We start from the raw sequence: 21874 nt of genomic DNA on the forward strand, positions 1-21874 counted from the left end.
ACAGTCTTTTCTGGAGTCCTCATGAATCTGCCTCTGATTCTCAACTTGCTGGTGTTCCTCGCCCTGCTCTTCGGTCTGGCGCAAACCCGTCACACCTCGTGGAGCCTGGCGAAAAAAGTCCTGCTCGCCCTGGTGCTGGGCGTGGTATTCGGCGTCGCGCTGCACTCGATCTACGGTGCCGGCAACCCGGTGCTGAAAGCCTCGATCGGCTGGTTCGATCTGGTGGGCAACGGTTACGTACAGCTGCTGCAGATGATCGTGATCCCGCTGGTGTTCGCCTCGATCCTCAGCGCCGTGGCCCGTCTGCACAATGCTTCGTCGCTGGGCAAGATCAGTTTCCTGACCATCGGCACGCTGCTGTTCACCACAGCCATTGCCGCGCTGATCGGCATCGGCCTGACCAACCTGTTCGGCCTGACCGCCGAAGGCCTGGTCGCCGGGACTCAGGAAATGGCCCGTCTGCAAACCATTCAGACCGACTACGCCGGCAAGGTCGCCGACCTGAATGTGCCGCAGCTGTTGCTATCGTTCATCCCGCAGAACCCGTTCGCCGACCTGGCCCGGGCCAAGCCGACTTCGATCATCAGTGTGGTGATCTTCGCCGCGTTCATGGGGGTTGCCGCGCTGCAACTGCTCAAGGATGACGCCGAGAAAGGTCAGAAAGTGATCAACGCCATCGACACCCTGCAAGCCTGGGTGATGCGTCTGGTGCGTCTGGTGATGAAACTAACCCCGTACGGCGTGCTGGCGCTGATGACCAAAGTGGTGGCCGGTTCCAACCTGCAGGACATCATCAAGCTCGGCAGTTTTGTGGTGGTGTCCTACCTCGGCCTGGGCCTGATGTTCGTGGTGCACGGCTTGCTGGTGTCGGCGGCCGGGATCAACCCGCTGCGCTTCTTCCGCAAGATCTGGCCGGTGTTGACCTTCGCCTTCACCAGCCGCTCCAGCGCCGCCAGCATTCCGCTGAGCATCGAAGCGCAGACCCGACGCCTGGGCATTCCGCAATCGGTGGCAAGCTTCGCCGCCTCGTTCGGCGCGACCATCGGCCAGAACGGCTGCGCCGGTCTGTATCCGGCGATGCTGGCGGTGATGGTTGCGCCAACCGTTGGCATCACCCCGCTGGATCCGCTGTGGATCGCGACGCTGGTGGCGATCGTGACCCTGAGTTCGGCCGGTGTGGCAGGCGTGGGCGGCGGTGCGACTTTCGCCGCGCTGATCGTGCTGCCGGCCATGGGCTTGCCGGTTTCGCTGGTGGCGTTGCTGATTTCGGTCGAGCCGCTGATCGACATGGGTCGTACGGCGCTGAACGTGAGTGGTTCGATCACCGCTGGTGCGATCACCAGCCAGGTGATGCAGCAGACCGACAAGGCACTGCTGGAAGCCGATGAGCATGCGGAGCTTGCTCAGGCTTGATTGACCTTCGTGGCGAGGGAGCTTGCTCCCGCCGGGTTGTGAAGCGACCCTGATATTTTGGGGCTGCTACGCAGCCCGGCGGGAGCAAGCTCCCTCGCCACAGTTCTAAGCTTTTTCCCAGACTTCGAAGTGGTAAGCCGGTTTGTCGCCCTCAGCCGGATTCGGCACGTTCGAAACCAGCCTCCACTCGTTCAGATCGAACTCCGGAAACCACGCATCCCCTTCCGGGCTCAGCGCCACTCGGGTCAGATACAGACGATCCGCCTGTGCCAACCCTTGCGCATAGAGTTGCGCCCCGCCAATCAGCATCAATTCGTCGACGCCCTGCTCTTTCGCCCATTGCTCGGCGCGCACCACGGCGGCTTCCAGCGACGGATAGACTTCCGCACCTTCCAGCACCAGATTCTGCTGACGACTGACGACGATATTCAAACGGCCCGGCAATGGGCGACCCAGTGAATCCCAGGTCTTGCGGCCCATGATGATCGGTTTGCCGAGCGTCGTGGCCTTGAAGTATTTGAAGTCCCCCGGCAGGTGCCAGGGCATGCTGTTGTCGACGCCGATCACGCGGTTTTCACCGAGGGCTGCGATCAGGCTGAGGGGGAGTGATTTAGTCATGCCGGCGAGGATACCAGAGCCGTGCTTACCCCGATAAGCGCCACAGCGGTTATGCTCACGGCTCAATCAAGCATCGGGACGCCGCGTGACTGAACTGACTCCACTGCAAAACCTCTGGCTCACCGAAACCGTGCGCCTGCGCGAAGAACACGCAGGCCCGCTGGACGATCCGGAAGCCAATCGACTGGCCCGCGCGGCCGGTGGCGATCTGTCGGGACGCATTCAACGCCGCGCCCTGTGGCTGGCCGAGCGCGATGGCCTGACCTCGGCGCTCAGGCACTGGTTGCAGGGCGCACGGCTGGCGCTGGTGTTGCTGGCGATCCTCGCCGGGTTGAGCGGCGCGGGTCTGGCCTTCGCTGCATTGGGTCAGACGCCGGTCAATGTGTTCTGGGCCCTCGGCAGTCTGCTCGGGCTGAATCTGATCTTGCTGTTGAGCTGGGCGTTGGGGCTGATCTTCGCGGGTGAACACGGCGCCACCCTTGGCCGCTTGTGGCTGTGGCTCAGTGAAAAACTCGCCCGCGATGCCAAGGCTGCGCAACTGGCCCCGGCCCTGCTGCTGATGTTGCAACGTCAGAAACTCAATCGCTGGGCGCTCGGCACGCTGGTCAATGGCCTGTGGTTGCTGGCGATGGTCAGCGCGCTGGTTTTGCTGCTGACGCTGATGGCGACCCGGCGCTACGGCTTCGTCTGGGAAACCACGATTCTCAGTGCCGATACGTTCATCGACATGACCCGGGCCCTCGGCGCATTGCCGGCGCTGCTGGGCTTCAACGTACCCACCGTGGACATGATCCGCGCCAGCGGCGACACCGCATTGAACATCGAAAGCGCCCGTCAGGCCTGGGCGACCTGGCTGGTCGGTGTGCTGGTGGTGTACGGCGTGTTGCCGCGTCTGTTGCTGGCACTGCTCTGCTTCTGGCGCTGGAGCCGCGGTAAAGCCGCGTTGCGTCTGGACCTGAACCTGCCAGGCTACGCCCAGCTGCGCGAGCGTCTGATGCCGACCAGCGAACGCCTCGGCGTCACCGATCCCGAGCCTGCGCACTTGCATCGTGTCGAAAGCGCCGTCGGCGAACTCGCCAGCGATGGTGCGTTGCTGGTGGCGATCGAACTCGACGATCAACACCCATGGCCACCGGCACTGCCGAAAAACGTCGGCAACGCCGGTATCCTCGACAGCCGTGAATCGCGCAACAAACTGCTCGAGCAGCTCAGCCGCTTTCCGCCGGCGCGACTGGCAATTGCCTGTGACCCCAGGCGTTCGCCGGATCGCGGCAGTCTGGCGCTGATCGCCGAGCTGGCGCGCAATGCCGCCGCGACCCGCATCTGGCTGTTGCAGGCGCCGCCAGGACAAGCCCTGGACGCCGAGCGCCTCGGTGACTGGCACGTCGCGCTGCAACAGCTTGAGCTGCCATTTGCCGATAGCGCCCCGTTGAACTGGCTGGAGCACGGACATGACTGATGCCTGGAAAGCGCCGCTGAAACTGGCGGTGGTCGGCCACACCAACGTCGGCAAGACGTCACTGCTGCGCACCCTGACCCGCGATGTCGGTTTTGGTGAAGTCTCCCATCGCCCGAGCACCACGCGGCATGTCGAAGGTGCGCGGTTATCGGTGGATGGCGAGCCGTTGCTCGACCTCTACGACACGCCCGGTCTGGAAGACGCCATCGCCCTGCTGGATTTTCTCGAGCGTCTGGAGCGCCCCGGCGAACGCCTCGACGGCCCGGCGCGATTGGCGCGTTTTCTCGACGGCAGCGAAGCACGCCAGCGTTTCGAACAGGAAGCCAAAGTGCTGCGGCAACTGCTCGACTCCGATGCCGGCCTGTATGTGATCGATGCCCGCGAACCGGTGCTGGCCAAGTATCGCGATGAACTGGAAGTGCTGGCCGGTTGCGGCAAGCCGTTGCTGCCGGTGCTGAATTTCGTCAGCAGTGCCAACCACCGCGAGCCGGACTGGCGTGAAGCGCTGGCGCGTCTGGGACTGCATGCGTTGGTGCGTTTCGACAGCGTTGCCCCGCCCGAAGATGGCGAGCGACGACTGTATGAAAGCCTTGCCCTGTTGCTGGAAAACGCCCGCCCACAACTTGAACGCCTGATCGCCGATCAACAGGCCCAGCGCCTCGCCCGCGAGCAAAGTGCTGCACGCCTGATCGCCGAACTGTTGATCGACTGCGCCGCGTGCCGGCGCAGTGTGGCGAGCAACGCCGAGCAGGAACAACAGGCCATCAGCGAACTGCGCAAAGCCGTGCGCCAACGCGAACAACGTTGTGTAGAAGCGCTGCTCAAGCTCTACGCCTTCCGCCCGCAGGACGCTGCCGCCAGCGATCTGCCGCTGCTCGACGGACGTTGGGGCGATGACCTGTTCAACCCCGAAACCCTCAAGCAACTGGGCGTGCGGGTCGGCGGCGGGATCGCGGCCGGCGCGGCAGCCGGCGCCGGGGTGGATCTGCTGGTGGGCGGCATCACCCTCGGCGCCGCCGCGCTGGCCGGTGCAATTGCCGGCGGCGCCCTGCAAACCGCCCGCAGCTATGGCAATCGCCTGCTGGGCAAGATCAAGGGACAACGTGAACTGACGGTCGACGACAACGTGTTGCGCCTGTTGGCCCTGCGTCAGCGGCAACTGCTGCAAGCGCTGAATACCCGTGGTCATGCGGCGATGGATGCCGTTCAGGTGGCGACACCGCAGGACAAGACCTGGCGCGAAGGCAAGTTGCCGGAAGCACTGAACAAGGCCCGGGCCCATCCGCAGTGGTCTTCGCTCAATCCCCATCCAAAGCTGAATCAGGCGGAACGGCAGGAGCAGATCGAGTCATTGGCTGTAGATTTGTAGCGGCTGACCTCAGGCCGCCAGAACCCGCGCCGCTTTGTCTTTGAGCACGCCCAGATCCATCACCGGAACGGCCATCTCCTTCGCCAGTTCATCCCACTGGCGCATCCGCAGACTGACGGCGCACAGCGGATCCTGCTCGAACGCATCGGCTTCAGCCTCGGTCATCACCCCGCCCTGATATTCCAGGGTGCGGCGGCTGGCTTCGCTCAAGCGCTCGTAATAGCCCGGCTCCCTGAGCGTCAGATAGCGCTTGGCCTGGACGTGATACTCCACCAGCCGCGCCAGGCGTTCGCTGAATCCGGCCTCACGCAAATAGTCCGCACCCCGTCGTTCGTGGCTGACGACGCCGTAACCGCCCATGTTTTCCGCGCCTTCGGCACACAAGTGACCGATGTCGTGGAAGAACGCAGCGAGCACCACCTCATCGTCAAAGCCTTCGGCGATGGCCAATTGCGCGGCCTGGGACATGTGCTCGATCTGCGACACCGGTTCGCCGATGTAGTCACTGGCGCCAAAGCGCTCATAGAGGCCGAACACCCGGTCGATGACTTGCTCGCGACTCAACATCAGTTCCCTCCAAAAAGCTGTGCAACATTGCGCTCGGCCATGGCCGGGCCGACGCTCATGCCGACGCCGCTGTGCATCAGCGCCACGCTCAGCCCCGGCGCCGGACGCAGGAACGAAAACGGCCCCGGCCCCCGGGAACCATAGACACCCTGCCAGCGCTCGACCACTTGCACCTGGCAGCCGAGGGTCTGTTCGGCCAGCTCAAGCATCCAGATGTCGACTTGCTCGGCGTTGAACGGCGAAGGGTCGCTGCCGTAATGGTGCGAATCACCGATGATCAGTTCGCCATAAGGCGTCGGACTGATCAGCAGGTGAATGCCGTTTTCCTGCAGGTGCGGTTGCTCGCGCAGGATCTGCGCCTGCACCGCCGCCGCTTCCGGCAAGTCAGCGAAGGCGCCGTAGTGCACGCAGCTGAGGCCGGTGAGCAAGGCGTGTTGCAGGTTCAGGTCAATCTGCGGCCGGGCGCGAAGCATTTGCAGACGGCAGATTTGCGGGCCGAGTGCGGCAATCGGCTCGGCCAGCAAGGTCTGATAATCGTGGCCGGAACAGACGATGATTTGCTCGGCAGTGAAGATCCCGGCGGTGCTGTGCAGGCGCCCCGGTTCGACGTCGCGCACCAGCGTCGAGAAGTGAAACTCGACGCCGAGTTCACGGCGCAGGTATTCGATCAGCGCTGGAATCGCCTCCCTGGAATACAGCTGTTGATCGTCCAGGCCATGCAGAGCGGCGCGGTGATGACTGAACTGGCCGCCATACAGATCGCGCATCGCGGCACCGCGCAGCAGCTCGACGCGGTAGTCATGCTCAACGGCGCGTCCGGCACAGAAGGCTTCGAGCAAATGTTCCTCGGCCTCGGTACGGGCAAACAGGTACGAACCATTGCGCTTGAGTTGCAGGCCGGCGAGCTGCGCCCACTGGCCCCAGATTTCGCGGCTGGCTTTGGCCAGTTCAAGCATCGCACCCGGTGGCTGACCGGTGACCAGTGCCTGGCCGAAGTTACGTACCGAGGCGCCGAGTGGCGTGGCGGTACGTTCGAAAACCGTGACCTTGAGACCGCGTCTGGCGGCGGCATAAGCGTGGGACAGGCCCAGGATGCCGGCGCCGACGATCAGCAAGTCTTTGTGTTGTGTCATCTAGAGGTGCTCTGAATGAGAGACCGCTTTCGCTGGCAAGCCAGCTCCCACAGGTTTGGCGGTGTTCACACAATGTGTGTTTCACACCGGCCAATGTGGGAGCGTGCTTGCTCGCGAAGAGGCCCCTGTCAGTCGATGAAGATCTTACTTGGCAGCGACTTTCTCGGACTTGCCGTCATAACGCTTGCGCCATTCGGTCAGGATCTCGTCGCGGTTCTTCGAGGCCCAGGCAAAGTCGTTCTTGATCAGGCGCTGCTCGTAGTCGGCCGGCAGTTCGGTCTGCGGCTTGGCGATGCCCGGCTGGGCGAGGACGGCGAAGTTTTCCTTGTACAGATCCATCGCCGGGGCGCTGGCGGAGAAGTCGGCCAGTTTCTTCGCGGCCTCTTGATGCGGTGTGCCTTTGATCACGGCAGTCGCTTCGATCTCCCAGCCCAGGCCTTCCTTCGGCAGGATGATGTCCAGCGGCGCGCCCTGACGCTTCAACTGAACAGCTGGATATTCAAAGGAAATCCCGATCGGGAACTCACCGGCCGCCGCCAGTTTGCAAGGCTTGGAACCGGAGTGAACGTACTGGCCGATGTTCTGGTGCAGACCGTCCATGTAGGCCCAGCCCTGCTTCTCGCCGAAGGTTTGCAGCCAGGCGCTGACGTCGAGGAAGCCAGTACCGGACGACGCCGGGTTCGGCATCACGATTTTGCCTTTGTACTCAGGCTTGGTCAGGTCCTGCCAGCTCACCGGTTTGCTCAGGCCCTGCTTCTCGGCCTCGACGGTGTTGAAGCAAATGGTCGCAGCCCAGACGTCCATGCCGACCCAGGCTGGCGGGTTGGCGGCGTCACGGTAGTTCGCGCCGATCTTGCCCAGATCCTTCGGCGCATAGCTTTGCAGCATGCCTTGCTGGTCGAGGATCGCCAGGCTCGACGCCGCCAGGCCCCACACCGCGTCAGCCTGCGGACGCTCCTTTTCGGCCAGCAGTTTGGCGGTGATGATCCCGGTGGAATCGCGTACCCACTTGATCTCGATGTCCGGGTTGGCCTTTTCGAACGCATCCTTATAACTCTTGAGCTGTTCGGCTTCGAGGGCGGTATACACCGTCAACTCGGTTTTCGCCGCGAAGGCATTCAGGCTGAAAGTAGCGAGCACAGCAGCGGCCAGGGCCATAGGCTTGAACATGATCGTTTTCCTGTCTTGAGTTGAGGGTGGGAAAATCAGTGGCCGGGCGCCGTTTGCCGCCAGGCCTGGGAACGGCGCAGCAAGCCGCGCGAAGCCCACGCCAGCAGCAAGGACACGCCCGCCGAGGTGAACAGAATCAGGGTCGACATCGCCGCCGCGCCGCCGACGTTGCCGGCGTCATCCATGTTCAGCACCGCCACCGCCGCAAGGATGGTGTCGGGGCTGTAGAGGAAGATCGCAGCGGACACGGTGGTCATGGCCGAGACGAACAGGTAGCGCACGATATCCAGCAGCGCCGGCAGGCAGATCGGCACGGTGACCCGCAGGTAATGCCGGTACAGCGGTGCCTTGAGCGACAGTGCGGCGGCTTCGAACTCGGCGTCGAGCTGGCGCAGCGCGGTGGTGGCGGTCATCTGCGCGGTGGTCAGATAGTGAGCAATGGTGCAGACGATCAGCAGCGTCATGCTCCCGTACAGCACATGCAGCGGGTTACCGGTCAGGTTGAAAAAGAAGACGTAACCCAGCCCGAGCACCAGCCCCGGCACCGCCATCGGTACGAAACTGAGCATGCGTAGCGTCAGATTCAGTCCGCGCTGGCTGCAGGTCTTTTCCATCAGGTAGGCGCCGGTGAAGATCAGCACGCTGCCGATCAACGCCGTGCCCAACGCCATCTTCAAACTGTTGCCGTAGGCCAGCCAGCCACCGCCGGCGGTCTCGTTGAACTGGTAATGGTTGAGCGACAGCGACAGGTTGTACGGCCAGAACTTCACCAGCGACGAGAACACCGCCATGCCGAACACCAGCAACAACGCCGCGCTGATCAGCAGGACAATCGCCAGATAACAGGCATCGCGCTTCTTTGATGGCGCCGGTTTGAACACCTGGGCGCGGCCGCTCATGGCGTCGCCGTGACGACGACGCAGCCAGGCATCGACACCGAAGCTGAACAGCGCCGGCAGCAGCAGAACCATGCCGATCAACGCACCGCGACCGAACTGCTGCTGGCCGACCACCGCTTTGTAGGCTTCCAGCGCCAGCACTTGGTAGTCGCCACCGACTACCACAGGCACGCCGAAATCGGTGATGGTCAGGGTGAAGACGAGGCAGAACGCGGCGAACACCGCCTGGCGAGTTGCCGGCCAGGTGATGCTGCGAAAGGCCTTCGCCGGACTGGCGCCCATGCTCGACGCGGCGTCGAACAGTCGTGCATCCGCCAACGACAGCGCCGACAGCAAAATCATCAAGGCGTGTGGGAAGGTGTAGATCACTTCACCCAGAACAATGCCCCAGAAACCGTAGATGTTGTCCGAGAGAAGCCCGCGCAAAAGGCCCTGATTGCCGAACAGATAGACCAGCGCGATTCCCGGCAGCATCGACGGCGCCATCAACGGCAGCAGCGAAATCCCTCGCCAGATGCCTTTGCCGGGAATCAACGTGCGTTGCAGGGCGTAGGCAAACAGATAGGCCAGCGGTACGACAATCGCCGCAACGCTGAGGGAAACTTTCAGGCTGTTGCCGAGCAGCCAGTGGAAATTGTCGCTGGTCACCAGCTCCTTCGCGGCGAGCCAGCCGCCGCCCTGCCCGGCTTCGCTGCTGAAGCCGCGCCAGAAGATCGCCAGCAACGGCAACAGCACCGCCACACCGAGCAGCACCAGCAGCAGGAGTTTGCCGCCAAGGACGAAGATCCGGTCACCGACCTCGGCCCCGGACACCTGCCGCGCCTGCTTGTGCGGTAGCGGCAGCGCCATGTTCGCGCTCATCAGGCAAACACCTGCAGGCTGCGCGGCGGCAGCGCGACCATGATCTGCCGGGCACCGAGGCGCGGCATGGCTTCCGGCGCCAGTTCGGCGAGCAAGGCATGACCGGGCAATTGATCGAGCTCGAAGCTCATGCGGCAGCGGTTGCCGAGGAAGGTGATCTCGCGGACCTTGGCCGGGAACAGGTTTTCTTCATGCACCAGCGGATTGACGTTGATCGCTTCCGGGCGGCAGAACAACCGGCCCGACGGGCTGTGGACGCTGCCGTCGGCCAGGCGCAGGTTCATCCCGCCGACCTTGGCGTGGCTGTCGCTGCTGCGCTGGAACGGCAGCCAGTTACCCTGGCCGACGAATTCGGCCACGAACGGCGTGGCCGGGCGGTTGTAGATTTCCTGCGGGGTGGCGTATTGCTCGACCTTGCCGTTGTTCATCACGGCGATGCGGTCGGCCATCAGCATGGCCTCGTCCTGATTGTGGGTGACCATCAGGGTGGTGATGCCGAGGTCACGTTGCAGTTGACGCAGCTCGGTGCACAAATGCTCGCGAACCCGTGCGTCGAGGGCCGACATCGGTTCGTCGAGCAACAGCAGCGACGGTGCCGGCGCCAGGGCGCGGGCCAGTGCCACCCGTTGCTGCTGGCCGCCGGACAACTGGCCCGGGTACTTTTTCTCACTGCCGCTGAGGCCGACCAGTTCCAGCATCTGACCGACGCGACGGCGCACTTCGTCGCGACCGCTGCCGGCGAGGCCGTAGGCAATGTTCGCTTCGACAGTCAGATTGGGGAACAGCGCGTAAGACTGGAACAGGATGCCGTAGTCCCGAGCCTGTGGCGCGAGGTGTGAAACGTCGCGCTCGCCCAGATACAACTCGCCACTGTCCTGCTTCTCCAGACCGGCAATGCAACGCAACAGCGTGGTCTTGCCGCAGCCCGACGGGCCGAGCAGGCACACCAGTTCACCGGCCGCGACATCGAGGGAGACGTTATCCAGCGCGGTAAAGGCGCCGAAGCGCTTCTGCACGCCGCGCACTTTCATGGGTGCGCCGGGGTTGGTCAGGGCAGTTGCGATTGCAGGGTTCATGGACAGGCCTCATCAAGCGGATGAGACGAATCCTAGAGTTGTAATGCGTCGGTCATATGGCAACGAGGCAAAAACGACCGATAGTGGTATTGGCAGATTTGAGGTTATCCGTTGTCCGGGCTGCCGCCATCGCTAGCAGGCTAGCTCCCACAGGGGAGCCGGGTGCTAACAACATTGTATTCACTGAAGATCCAATGTGGGAGCTAGCCTGCTAGCGATGAGGCCTGAACAGGCACTGAAGATCTCAGGCCGGGGACATTTCCTGCGCCAGCCCGAGAAACGCCGCCGGCAACCGGGCGTTCTTGCGTTCCTTGAGACAGTAGAGGTATTCGGGGATCTGCGGCGCATTCTCCAGGGTCAGCACGCGCAACTGCGGATCGTGCGGCACTTCCTGACGGGCAATGATGCTGATACCGATATTGCGCAGCACCGCCTCGCGGATCGACTCGCGGCTGCCGATTTCCAGCAACGGGCCGAAACTGACTCCCGCGCCGGCCAGCAATTCTTCGGTCAGGCGACGGGTGGTCGAACCCGGTTCGCGCATCAACAGGGTATGTCCGGCCAAGGCGCTCAGCGTCACATGGTCGTGCGCTGCCAGCGGATGATTGCGATGCACCGCCAGCACCAGCGGATCGCTGCCCAGCACCCGGCGGATCAGCCGCGCATCATCGAGCAACTGAGAGGACGCCGCGACATCCACCCGATAATCCTCCAGCGCTTCGAGCACTTGCTGCGAGTTGCCGATTTCCACCGACACTTCCACCTGCGGCAGGCGCTCGCGGAAAGTCTTCACCAGATCGAGAATGTAATACGGCGCCGTGGCAGCAATGCGCAGCGTGCCCTGCACCTGACCGCTGTTACGCAGGAAGAATTCGATATCGGCTTCCTGCTGCAACAGCGCCTTGACCATCGGCAACAGCCGCGCGCCTTCGTCGCTGACACTCAGGCGCCGGCCACCTCGATAGAACAGCTCCACCGAATACTGGCTTTCCAGGTTGCGGATCTGGGTGGTCACGGTCGGTTGACTGAGGCCGAGCTTTTTCGCCGCCAGCGTGATGCTGCCCAGACGGGCCACCATGTAAAACGCTTTCAGCTCGGCACTCAGCACAACCGTCCCTCTTCCTATTTGCGCAGCAGGCGCAAACCGTTGAACACCACCAGCAGGCTCACGCCCATGTCGGCGAACACCGCCATCCACATGGTGGCGAGCCCGGCGAAGGTTACCCCAAGAAAGATCGCTTTGATCACCAGCGCCAGTGCGATGTTCTGTTTCAGAATAGCGGCGGTATGGCGCGACAGGCTGATGAAGGCCGGAATCTTGCGCAGATCGTCGTCCATCAGGGCGACATCAGCGGTCTCGATGGCCGTATCGGTACCGGCCGCCGCCATCGCAAAACCGATCTCCGCCCGAGCCAGCGCCGGCGCATCGTTGATGCCGTCGCCGACCATGCCGACACGACGGCCCTGCGCATACAGTTCTTCGATGGCCTGCAGTTTGTCGCTCGGCAACAAGTCGCCCTTGGCCTGATCGATGCCGACCTGCGCCGCAATCGCCTGCGCGGTGTGGACGTTGTCGCCGGTGAGCATCAGGGTTTTCACGCCCAGATCATGCAACTGACGTATCGCCTCGCGACTGGTTTCCTTGACCGTGTCAGCCACAGCGAACAGTGCCAGCGGACCGGAACGGTCAAGCAGCAACACCACGGACTTGCCCTGTTTCTCCAGCGCGAACAGTTTTTCTTCCAGTTGCGGCGAGCACAGGCCCAACTCTTCGACCAGTCGGTGGTTGCCCAAGTGATAAGCCTGGCCGTTGACCTCGCCTTTTACGCCGCGTCCGGCCAGCGCTTCGAAGTTATCCACAGCCAGCGTCGCGAAACCTTTATCCACAGCCGCATTGGCGATGGCCAGCGAGACCGGGTGATCGGAACGCCCGGCCAGTGCGGCGGCAATCGCCGGGGCCGTGGAGTCGGCGGTCGGGTCGAGGGACAGATAGTCGGTCTGCACCGGTTTGCCGTGGGTGATGGTGCCGGTCTTGTCGAGGGCCAGAGAGTCGAGTTTGAAACCGCCCTCCAGGTACACGCCGCCCTTGACCAGAATGCCTTTGCGCGCCGCCGCCGCGAGGCCGCTGACGATGGTCACCGGGGTGGAAATCACCAGTGCACACGGGCAAGCGACGACCAGCAGCACCAGCGCGCGATAAATCCAGTCGAACCACGCGGCGCCCATGAACAGCGGCGGGATGATCGCCACGGCCAGGGCCAGAACGAAGACCACCGGGGTGTAGATTTTCGAGAACTGATCGACGAAGCGCTGGGTCGGCGCCCGTGCACCTTGCGCCTGTTCCACGGCGTGGATGATCCGCGCCAGGGTGGAATTGTTCGCCGCTGCGGTCACGGTGTATTCCAGCGAACCGGCCTGGTTGATGGTGCCGGCGAACACTTTGTCGCCGACGGTTTTCTCCACTGGCAGGCTTTCTCCGGTAATCGGCGCCTGATCGATGGTCGAGCTGCCGCTGACGACTTCACCGTCAAGGGCGATGCGCTCGCCAGGCTTGACCCGCACGCGAGCGCCAAGATCAATGTTTTTCACCTCCAGTTCGACCCAGTTGCCGTCAGCCTGCAACACAGTCGCCTGCTCCGGCGTCATCTGCATCAGGCCGCTGATGGCGTTGCGCGCGCGGTCCAGCGAACGCGCTTCGATCAGCTCGGCCACAGTAAACAGGAACATCACCATCGCCGCTTCCGGCCACTGGCCGATCAACACCGCGCCCGTCACGGCGATGCTCATCAGGGCGTTGATGTTGAGATTGCGGTTCTTCAGGGCAATCCAGCCCTTCTTGTAGGTGGTGAGGCCGCCGCTGAGAATCGAGATCAATGCAATGATCGCCACCACCCAGGTCGGGGCAGCGTTGGTGAAGTGGATGACTTCGGCAGCGAGTGCGCCGACGCCGGACAGCGCCAGAGGCCACCCGTGTTTTTTCACCGGGGCGGTGACCGGTGCTTCGACGCCCGCCTCCAGCGGCTCGGCCTGCATGCCGAGGGATTTGATCGCGTCGATGATCGGCGCGGTGTCCGGCAGATTGTGAGTCACGCCGAGCACGCGGTTGATCAGGTTGAATTCCAGTTGCTGGATCCCGGCCAGCTTGCCGAGCTTGTTCTGGATCAGCGTCTGCTCCGTCGGACAGTCCATCGCCTCGATGCGGAAACTGCTCAAGCGGGCGTCAGCGCTTTTCGCCTTGCTCAGTTGTACCAGCGCCGGCGCAGCGGCTTTCGATGAACAGCAGGAATCGCCGCCGTGGGAATGCTTATGCACAGGCTGCAATTTATGACTGTGATCGTGCCCGTCGCCCGGTTTGTGGCTGTGAGGGTGGGTGTGCTGGGAATCGCTCATTGGTCGCGTCCATGAAGGTGCCTGTTGCCAAGTAAAGACCCTGTAGCCACTATAGGGTCAAGCACCCTTTTTGGAGATTGCCGTCATGAAGATCGGTGAACTGGCGAAACAGACCGATTGCGCTGTGGAAACCATCCGCTACTACGAACGCGAAAACCTGCTGCCGGAACCGGCCCGCAGCGACGGCAACTACCGCGTCTACACCCAGGCCCACGCCGAACGCCTGACCTTCATCCGCAACTGCCGCACCCTCGACATGACCCTCGAAGAAATCCGCAGCCTGCTCGCCTTGCGCGACAGCCCGCAGGATCAGTGCGAGAGCGTGAATGCACTGATCGACGAGCACATCCAGCACGTCAAGGCGCGGATCGACGGGTTGTTGGCGTTGCAGACGCAACTGCTCGACCTGCGCCAGCGTTGTGGCGAAGGGCCGGAAGCGGATCAGTGCGGGATATTGCAGCGGCTGGAAGTCAGTGGCGGGGTTGTCGCGGCGGAGGTCGAGCATTCCCATGTGGGCCGAAGCCACGGCCACTGACAACACCACAAAACATTGTGGGAGCTGGCTTGCCAGCGATAGCGGTTTTACAGTCACATCAATGTTGAATGTGCTGCCGTCATCGCTGGCAAGCCAGCTCCCACAGGGTTAATGGCAGTCTGTCAGACCGCCATCGGCGCAGTCATCGGCGCATGGTGCTCGTAGCCTTCCAGCGAGAAGTCGCTCGGCTCCACCCGTTCCAGCCATTCCGGTTGGTACACGCCTGTCTTGGCAAACTCCGGCACGCGATCCGAAATCTTCAGCTTCGGCATGGCAAACGGCTCGCGCTTGAGCTGTTCGTTGAGCATGTCCAGGTGGTTTTCGTAGACGTGGGCGTCACCGATGAAATAGGTGAACCAGCGCGGCGTGTAGCCGGTCAGGCGCCCGATCAGGCTCAGCAGCGCGGCGCCTTCGGTGAGGTTGAACGGCGTGCCCAGCCCCAGGTCGTTGGAGCGGATATAGAGAGTCAGAGAGATCTCTTTGGTCTCGACGTTCGGGTGGAACTGGTACAGCAGATGGCACGGCGGCAGGGCCATTTCATCGAGCTGGGCGCAGTTCCAGCCGTGGAACAGGATGCGGCGGCTGCCCGGATCCTTGATGATCGTGTCGACGCACTGGCGCACCTGATCGATGGCTTTGTACAGCACCACGTAGGCCTGGCCGTCTTCTTCGCCCTGGGCAATCTGCTTGTAGCCGTTGCTCAGGGTTTGCTCGATGGCGGCGGTGTTGCTCAGCGGGATCTGCTTGTACGCCGGCCATTTGCGCCATTGCACGCCGTAGATCTCGCCGAGGTCGTCCTCGCCCTGGCGGAACGGGTTGGCCAGCCACTGGGCGTTTTCGTTGGCGTTCTGATCCCAGACCTTGCAGCCCAGCGCTCGGAATCCGGCGGCGTTGTTCACCCCGCGCAGAAAGCCGCACATCTCGCCGATGGCCGATTTGAAGGCCATCTTGCGGGTGGTGATCGCCGGGAAACCTTCCTGCAGATCGAAGCGCAGCATCGCGCCCGGAAAGCTGATGGTGTTCACGCCGGTACGGTTGGCCTGTTTGGTGCCGTTGTTGATGACGTGCGACACCAGATCGAGATATTGCTTCATGAGTTACCTGTGTCCTTGAGCCCCGGCAGACATCCCCGGGGTTCGAATATTTAAGCTGTCGGTGCAACCGGCGCCGACGGGGCACGACGGTAGGCCAGCCAGATCAGGAACAGCCCGCCGATGATCATCGGTACGCAGAGGATCTGACCCATGGTCAGCCAGTTCCAGGCCAGGTAGCCCAGTTGCGCGTCCGGTACGCGGACGAATTCGACAATGAAACGGAAGATGCCATAGAACAGCGCGAACATGCCCGAAACGGCCATGGTCGGGCGCGGCTTGCGCGAGAACAGCCAGAGAATCAGGAACAGCGCCACGCCTTCGAGCGCGAACTGATACAGCTGCGACGGGTGACGCGGCAGTTGCGCCGGGTCGCTGAACGGCGGGAACACCATGGCCCAGGGCACATCGGTGGCCTTGCCCCACAGCTCGGCGTTGATGAAGTTGCCGATACGCCCGGCGCCCAGACCGATCGGCACCATCGGCGCAACGAAGTCCATCAGCTGGAAGAACGACTTGCCGTTGCGCTTGCCGAACCACAGCGCCGCCAGCATCACGCCAATAAAGCCGCCATGGAACGACATGCCGCCCTTCCACACTTCGAAAATCAGCGTCGGGTTGGCGATGTAGGCACTCAGATCGTAGAACAGCACATAGCCCAGTCGCCCGCCGACAATCACCCCCATCGACAGCCAGAACACCAAGTCGGAGAGTTTCTCCTTGGTCCAGGTCGGGTCGAAACGGTTGAGCCGGCGCGAGGCCAGCAGCCATGCGCCGCCAATGCCGACCAGGTACATCAGGCCGTACCAGTGGATTTTCAGCGGACCGATGGCCAGGGCCACCGGATCGATCTGCGGGTAAGGCAGCATTGCGAGTCCTCGTTAGCGTTCAAATCTTCAAAATTCCCGGGCGACGCTGCCACCTCAGGATTAAGCCAGGATTGTGGACCTGCTCAGAACAAAAAGCTCAGCCCCACGCAGAACAGCAAAGCGGCGAACAGCCGTTTCAGCAACTTCGGCGACAGCCTGTGTGCCAGCCGCGCGCCGAGACGGGCGAACACCATGCTGGTCAGGGCAATGCCGAGCAACGCCGGCAGATACACAAACCCGAGACTATGGGCCGGCAGCAACGGATCATGCCAGCCCAGAATCATGAAACTTATTGCACTGGCCACGGCGATCGGCAGCCCGCAGGCCGACGAAGTCGCCACGGCCTGCTGCATCGGTACGCTGCGCCAGGTCAGGAACGGCACGGTCAGCGAGCCGCCGCCGATGCCGAAAATCGCCGAGGCCCAGCCGATCACACTGCCGGCCACGGTCAGGCCGAGTTTGCCGGGCACCGTCCGACTGGCCCTGGGTTTAATGTCCAGCGCCAGCTGTGCCGCAATCACCAGGGCAAACACGCCGATGATCTTCTGCAGGTTGGGCCCGGAGATCGCCTCGGCGGTCAGCGCGCCGAAACCGGCACCGAGCAGGATGCCGACGGTCATCCAGGCAAAAATCGACCAGCGTACCGCCCCACGCCGATGATGTTCACGCACGGCATTGACCGAGGTAAAGATGATCGTCGCCAGCGATGTGCCGACGGCCAGGTGGGTCAGGATCGACGGATCGAAGCCCTGCAAGGTGAAACTGAACACCAGCACCGGAACGATGATGATCCCGCCGCCCACTCCGAACAGCCCCGCCAGTACGCCTGCGCAGGCACCCAGCGCCAGATAGAGCAGAAATTCCATGACTGCCTCCAGAGGCGCATCCCAAAACCGGAGCGGCATGGTAACGGATGGATACCCTTCGGCTCCACTGGCGATGGATGCACGGACGATGTCTGCGTAGAGTGGGCAAAAAACACACAAGGACCACCTTATGTGCCTGATCGTTTTCGCCTGGCGGCCGGGACATGCCCTGCCGCTGATCGTCGCGGCCAACCGTGACGAGTTCTACGCCCGGCCCAGCCTGCCGCTGGCCCAGTGGCCCGAATCGCCGCAGGTTTACGCCGGACGGGATCTGGAAGCTGGCGGCACCTGGCTCGGCCTCGGCGAGAACGGGCGCTTCGCTGCGCTGACCAACATCCGCGATCCGCATCAACCGCCGGCACGGCGCTCCCGGGGCGAACTCGTGGCGGGCTTTCTGACCGGCAACCTGTCGATCGATGACTACTTGTCCGACGTTGTCGCCCGTTCGCCGGAATATGCCGGGTTCAACCTGCTGCTGGGTAACGCCCACGAGCTGTGGCACTTCAACGCGCGGTCTTCGGAACCGGTGATGTTGCAACCGGGTATCTATGGGCTGTCAAACGCCGGACTGGATACGCCGTGGCCGAAACTGCTCAAGGCCAAGGCGGCATTGAGTGCGGTATTGGATGATCCGCAGCCCGAACAGTTGCTGGCGCTGCTGGGAGATGCGCAAACGGCGCCGTTCGCCGAGCTGCCGGATACCGGCGTGGGGCTGGCAACCGAGTCGTTGCTGTCGAGTGTGTTCATTGCCAGCCAGAGTTACGGGACCCGGGCGAGTACGGCGCTGATCGTGCAGGCGGACGGGACGCGGCGGATGGTGGAGCGCAGTTTCGGGCCGTACGGCGGGCATTTGGGGGAAGTGGAGATCAATCTCTGAAGATCGCAGCCCGAAGGCTGCGATCTTCTGTTCAGAGCGGTTTGACCGTCCGCGATAACCCGAGACTCTTCAACGCCAGTTGCAGCGAGCTGTGGATAACCTGCGGGTTGTCGATGGTCATCAGTTCCGCCAACAGATCCTTCGCCTTGCTCAGATTGAGCTGACGCAGCATCCACTTCACTTTCGGCAGATTGGTGGCGTTCATCGACAGGCTGTCGAAACCCATTGCCATCAACAGCACGGCGGCTGCCGGATCACCGGCCATCTCGCCGCAGATGCTCACCGGCTTGCCTTCGGCATGGGCATCGCGCACCACGATCTGCAAGGCTTGCAGCACCGCCGGGTGCAGGTAGTCGTAGAGGTCCGCCACCCGTGGGTTGTTGCGGTCCACGGCCAGCAGATACTGGGTCAGGTCGTTGGAGCCGACCGACAGGAAGTCCACCATCCGCGCCAGCTCTCTGGTCTGGTAGACCGCCGCCGGAATCTCGATCATCACGCCCACCGGCGGCATCGGCACGTCGGTGCCTTCGTCGCGCACTTCGCCCCAGGCCCGGTGGATCAGGTGCAACGCTTCTTCGAGTTCGTGGATGCCGGAGATCATCGGCAACAGGATCCGCAGGTTGTTCAGGCCTTCGCTGGCCTTGAGCATGGCGCGGGTCTGCACCAGGAAGATTTCCGGGTGATCGAGGGTGACGCGAATCCCGCGCCAGCCAAGGAACGGGTTGTCTTCCTTGATCGGGAAGTACGACAGCGCCTTGTCACCGCCGATGTCCAGCGTACGCATGGTCACCGGTTGCGGGTGGAACGCGGCGAGCTGTTCGCGGTAGATCGCCAGCTGTTCCTTCTCGCTCGGGAAGCGCTGGTTGATCATGAACGGTACTTCGGTGCGGTACAGGCCGACGCCTTCGGCGCCACGTTTCTGTGCCCGCGCCACGTCCGCCAGCAGACCGGTGTTGACCCACAGCGGCATGCGATGGCCATCGAGGGTCACGCACGGCAGGTCGCGCAGGGTGTCGAGCCCAAGTGCCAGCTGCTTCTCTTCTTCCACCACGTCGGCGAATTGCTTGATCAGCACTTCGCTTGGGTTGGTGTAGATTTCGCCCTTGATCCCGTCGACGATCATCGGGATGCCATCGACCTTGGCGTACGGCAAGTCGACTACACCCATCACCGTCGGAATACCCATGGCCCGGGCCAGGATCGCGACGTGAGAGTTACCCGAACCCAGTACCGAGACCAACCCCACCAGCTTGCCTTCCGGCACTTCACCGAGCTGGGTGGCGGTCAGTTCTTCACTGACCAGGATGGTGTTGTCGGGGAAAACCATGTTGGTCGTGCGGTCTTCCTGCAGATAGGCCAGCAGACGGCGACCGAGGTCTCGCACATCCGACGCCCGCTCACGCAGGTATTCATCGTCCATCAATTCGAAACGGTTGACGTGGTCGGTCACCACCTGACGCAGCGCGCCCTGGGCCCACTGGCCCGTCTTGATCACGGTTTTGACTTCGTTACCGAGGGACGCGTCATCGAGCATCATCTGGTACACGTCGAACAACGCGCGTTCTTCGGGACGCAACTGGGTGGCCAGTTTGGTCGACAGGTTGCGCATGTCGGCGCGCACGCCTTCAAGCGCCTTCTTGAACAGTTTTATTTCGGCATCGATGTCGTCGACAGACTTGTCTGGCACGACATCGAGGTCGGCCGGCGGCAACATGACCACCGCCGTACCGACCGCCGCGCCCGGCGAACCCGGCACACCGACGAACTTGGCTTCCTGGATGCCCTTGCCCTGCCGGCCCAGGCCACGGATCGACCCGGTGGCCTCGGCATGGGCGATCACGCCGGCCAGCTGCGCGCTCATGGTCACGAGGAAGGCTTCTTCACCTTCATCGAACTGACGGCGTTCTTTCTGCTGGATGACCAACACGCCGACGACGCGGCGGTGATGAATGATCGGCGCCCCGAGGAACGAGGCGTAACGCTCCTCGCCCGTTTCGGCGAAGTAGCGGTATCGCGGGTGATCCGCGGCGTTTTCGAGGTTCAGGGGTTCTTCACGCGTGCCGACCAGGCCGACCAGACCTTCGTTGGGTGCCATGCTGACCTTGCCGATCGAGCGCTTGTTCAAGCCCTCGGTGGCCATCAGGACGAAGCGGTTGGTCTCGGGATCAAGCAGATAGACCGAGCAGACCTGGCTGCCCATGGCCTCTTTGACGCGCAATACAATAATCCCCAACGCCGCCTTGAGATCCTTGGCGGAGTTAACTTCCTGGACGATCTTGCGCAGCGTATTGAGCATGGCTCGGGGTCGAACTCCGTCGTCAGTCGCGCGCTAAAAGGCGCGGGGCAAGCTCTTTGAGAGCGCGGCGATACACTTCGCGCTTGAATGTCACCACCTGGCCCAACGGATACCAATAGCTGACCCAGCGCCAGCCATCGAACTCCGGTTTACCGGTCAAATCCATCCGCACCCGCTGCTCGTTGGAGATCAGGCGCAGGAGAAACCATTTCTGTTTCTGGCCGATGCACAGCGGCTGACTGTGGGTTCGCACCAGACGTTGCGGCAAACGATAGCGCAACCAGCCCCGGGTACAGGCGAGAATTTCTACATCTTCGCGTTCCAGGCCCACTTCTTCGTTCAACTCGCGGTACAAGGCGTCTTCCGGCGTTTCCTCGGGATTGATTCCCCCTTGCGGAAACTGCCAGGCATCCTGATTGATACGGCGAGCCCATAGCACCTGCCCGGCGTCATTCGTCAGAATGATCCCGACATTAGGACGGAAACCATCGGGGTCGATCACGGCAACAACCTCGCAAACGCATGTCGCCGCATTGTTCCACAAAGATTGTGAAGGCGGCAACGAAGGTTCCGAGCTTATGTGCACTCTTGTGAAAAGACCGTATTCTTGTGGCCTTTTTACTGACTTTTCAGCGGGTAACTGCAATGCGCCTGGCTTTATTCGATCTGGACAACACCCTTCTCGGCGGCGACAGCGATCACGCCTGGGGGGACTATCTGTGCGAGCGCGGCTTCCTCGACCCGATCGCCTACAAGGCGCGCAACGACGAGTTCTATCAGGATTACCTGGCGGGCAGACTGGATAACGCCGCCTACCTGAACTTCTGCCTGGAAATCCTCGGCCGCACCGAGATGGCCGTGCTCGAGCAATGGCACAGCGATTACATGCGCGACTGCATCGAACCCATCGTGCTGCCGAAGGCGCTGGAGTTGCTGAAAAAACACCGCGACGCCGGCGACAAACTGGTGATCATCACCGCCACCAACCGCTTCGTCACCGCCCCGATTGCCGTGCGCCTGGGCGTTGAAACCCTGATCGCCACCGAGTGCGAGATGCAGGAAGGCCGATACACCGGGCGCAGCACCGATGTGCCGTGTTTCCGCGAAGGCAAGGTGACGCGCCTGAGCCGCTGGCTGGAAGAGACCGGGCATACGCTGGAAGACAGCTATTTCTACAGCGACTCGATGAATGATCTGCCGCTGCTGGAACAGGTGGTGAATCCGGTCGCTGTTGATCCGGATCCGAATCTGCGGGCCGAAGCCGAGAAGCGCGGCTGGCCGGTGATTTCGCTGCGCGACTGATGTCGTCATCGCTGGCAAGTCGAATCGTCGCACCGCAGCTCCCACAGAGTTATGCGTCGATCACATTATCGTGGTCTGGAGAA

General features: G+C 62.6%; 19 protein-coding genes. 6 read left to right on the top strand and 13 right to left on the bottom strand.

The window, feature by feature from the left end; all coding sequences use genetic code 11:
- Window positions 1–21: 21 nt before the first annotated feature.
- On the top strand, window positions 22–1413 hold the full coding sequence (locus tag NWV16_RS26945) for an L-cystine transporter (protein ID WP_260521398.1): 1392 nt from the start codon (window positions 22–24) through the stop codon (window positions 1411–1413).
- A 105-nt stretch (window positions 1414–1518) separates the two neighbouring features.
- Here the strand turns inward: NWV16_RS26945 and NWV16_RS26950 are convergent, their stop codons facing one another.
- Window positions 1519–2031 carry a dihydrofolate reductase gene (locus NWV16_RS26950; RefSeq protein WP_260521399.1) on the bottom strand — a complete coding sequence of 171 codons (513 nt, stop codon included), beginning with the start codon at window positions 2029–2031 and terminating at the stop codon, window positions 1519–1521.
- An 85-nt stretch (window positions 2032–2116) separates the two neighbouring features.
- Here NWV16_RS26950 and NWV16_RS26955 point away from each other — a divergent pair, with 85 nt between their 5' ends.
- Complete coding sequence (locus tag NWV16_RS26955; RefSeq protein WP_260521400.1) at window positions 2117–3490, top strand: DUF2868 domain-containing protein; 1374 nt, start codon at window positions 2117–2119, stop codon at window positions 3488–3490.
- Window positions 3483–4859, top strand: a complete 1377-nt coding sequence (locus NWV16_RS26960) for a GTPase/DUF3482 domain-containing protein (RefSeq protein WP_260521401.1) — start codon at window positions 3483–3485, stop codon at window positions 4857–4859. Before NWV16_RS26955 ends, NWV16_RS26960 begins: the two co-directional genes overlap by 8 nt.
- 9 nt (window positions 4860–4868) lie before the next feature.
- Here the strand turns inward: NWV16_RS26960 and NWV16_RS26965 are convergent, their stop codons facing one another.
- The 7 genes from NWV16_RS26965 to NWV16_RS26995 form a co-directional block, all read right to left on the bottom strand.
- The gene (locus NWV16_RS26965; RefSeq protein ID WP_260521402.1) at window positions 4869–5426 is read right to left on the bottom strand and encodes a phosphonate degradation HD-domain oxygenase; all 558 of its coding nucleotides are present in this window, start codon (window positions 5424–5426) and stop codon (window positions 4869–4871) included.
- Window positions 5426–6559 carry a TIGR03364 family FAD-dependent oxidoreductase gene (locus NWV16_RS26970; protein WP_260521403.1) on the bottom strand — a complete coding sequence of 378 codons (1134 nt, stop codon included), beginning with the start codon at window positions 6557–6559 and terminating at the stop codon, window positions 5426–5428. Before NWV16_RS26970 ends, NWV16_RS26965 begins: the two co-directional genes overlap by 1 nt.
- Window positions 6560–6703: 144 nt before the next feature.
- Entirely contained in the window at window positions 6704–7729 is a 1026-nt protein-coding gene (locus NWV16_RS26975) for a putative 2-aminoethylphosphonate ABC transporter substrate-binding protein (protein ID WP_260521404.1), read from the bottom strand.
- A gap of 35 nt (window positions 7730–7764) precedes the next feature.
- Window positions 7765–9489 (bottom strand): putative 2-aminoethylphosphonate ABC transporter permease subunit, encoded by a 1725-nt coding sequence (locus NWV16_RS26980; RefSeq protein WP_260521405.1) that lies wholly within the window; start codon window positions 9487–9489, stop codon window positions 7765–7767.
- Window positions 9489–10565: a putative 2-aminoethylphosphonate ABC transporter ATP-binding protein gene (locus NWV16_RS26985; RefSeq protein WP_260521406.1), complete on the bottom strand. Its 1077-nt coding sequence runs from the start codon at window positions 10563–10565 to the stop codon at window positions 9489–9491. Before NWV16_RS26985 ends, NWV16_RS26980 begins: the two co-directional genes overlap by 1 nt.
- A 244-nt stretch (window positions 10566–10809) precedes the next feature.
- Window positions 10810–11673 carry a LysR family transcriptional regulator gene (locus tag NWV16_RS26990; protein WP_102619666.1) on the bottom strand — a complete coding sequence of 288 codons (864 nt, stop codon included), beginning with the start codon at window positions 11671–11673 and terminating at the stop codon, window positions 10810–10812.
- A 14-nt stretch (window positions 11674–11687) separates the two neighbouring features.
- Window positions 11688–13955 (bottom strand): heavy metal translocating P-type ATPase, encoded by a 2268-nt coding sequence (locus tag NWV16_RS26995; protein WP_260521407.1) that lies wholly within the window; start codon window positions 13953–13955, stop codon window positions 11688–11690.
- Between the two features lie 85 nt (window positions 13956–14040).
- On the opposite strand from NWV16_RS26995, the gene cadR reads away from it, so the two are divergent.
- Window positions 14041–14490, top strand: a complete 450-nt coding sequence (gene cadR / locus NWV16_RS27000) for a Cd(II)/Pb(II)-responsive transcriptional regulator (protein ID WP_007953454.1) — start codon at window positions 14041–14043, stop codon at window positions 14488–14490.
- Window positions 14491–14612: 122 nt separating this feature from the next.
- On the opposite strand, the gene NWV16_RS27005 is transcribed toward cadR, so the two are convergent.
- The 3 genes from NWV16_RS27005 to NWV16_RS27015 all read right to left on the bottom strand — a co-directional run bounded on the left by NWV16_RS27005 (window position 14613) and on the right by NWV16_RS27015 (window position 17316).
- The gene (locus tag NWV16_RS27005) at window positions 14613–15584 is read right to left on the bottom strand and encodes a thymidylate synthase (RefSeq protein ID WP_065258903.1); all 972 of its coding nucleotides are present in this window, start codon (window positions 15582–15584) and stop codon (window positions 14613–14615) included.
- 50 nt (window positions 15585–15634) lie between these two features.
- Entirely contained in the window at window positions 15635–16450 is an 816-nt protein-coding gene (gene lgt / locus NWV16_RS27010) for a prolipoprotein diacylglyceryl transferase (protein WP_065258902.1), read from the bottom strand.
- Between the two features lie 83 nt (window positions 16451–16533).
- Window positions 16534–17316, bottom strand: coding sequence for a sulfite exporter TauE/SafE family protein (locus NWV16_RS27015; protein ID WP_065258901.1), 783 nt, complete (start codon window positions 17314–17316; stop codon window positions 16534–16536).
- 130 nt (window positions 17317–17446) lie between these two features.
- Here NWV16_RS27015 and NWV16_RS27020 point away from each other — a divergent pair, with 130 nt between their 5' ends.
- Window positions 17447–18193 carry an NRDE family protein gene (locus NWV16_RS27020; RefSeq protein ID WP_065258900.1) on the top strand — a complete coding sequence of 249 codons (747 nt, stop codon included), beginning with the start codon at window positions 17447–17449 and terminating at the stop codon, window positions 18191–18193.
- A 31-nt stretch (window positions 18194–18224) separates the two neighbouring features.
- Here NWV16_RS27020 and ptsP read toward each other — a convergent pair whose 3' ends face one another.
- Window positions 18225–20489: a phosphoenolpyruvate--protein phosphotransferase gene (ptsP, locus tag NWV16_RS27025; protein ID WP_065258899.1), complete on the bottom strand. Its 2265-nt coding sequence runs from the start codon at window positions 20487–20489 to the stop codon at window positions 18225–18227.
- Window positions 20490–20511: 22 nt separating this feature from the next.
- Window positions 20512–20991: an RNA pyrophosphohydrolase gene (locus NWV16_RS27030; RefSeq protein WP_003229203.1), complete on the bottom strand. Its 480-nt coding sequence runs from the start codon at window positions 20989–20991 to the stop codon at window positions 20512–20514.
- Between the two features lie 143 nt (window positions 20992–21134).
- Between NWV16_RS27030 and NWV16_RS27035 the strand changes: the two genes are divergently transcribed.
- Complete coding sequence (locus NWV16_RS27035) at window positions 21135–21791, top strand: HAD family phosphatase (RefSeq protein ID WP_260521408.1); 657 nt, start codon at window positions 21135–21137, stop codon at window positions 21789–21791.
- The last annotated feature ends 83 nt before the right edge of the window (window positions 21792–21874 follow it).

This window comes from Pseudomonas sp. BW7P1, assembly GCF_024981055.1.
GTDB classification, from domain to species: domain Bacteria; phylum Pseudomonadota; class Gammaproteobacteria; order Pseudomonadales; family Pseudomonadaceae; genus Aquipseudomonas; species Aquipseudomonas bananamidigenes.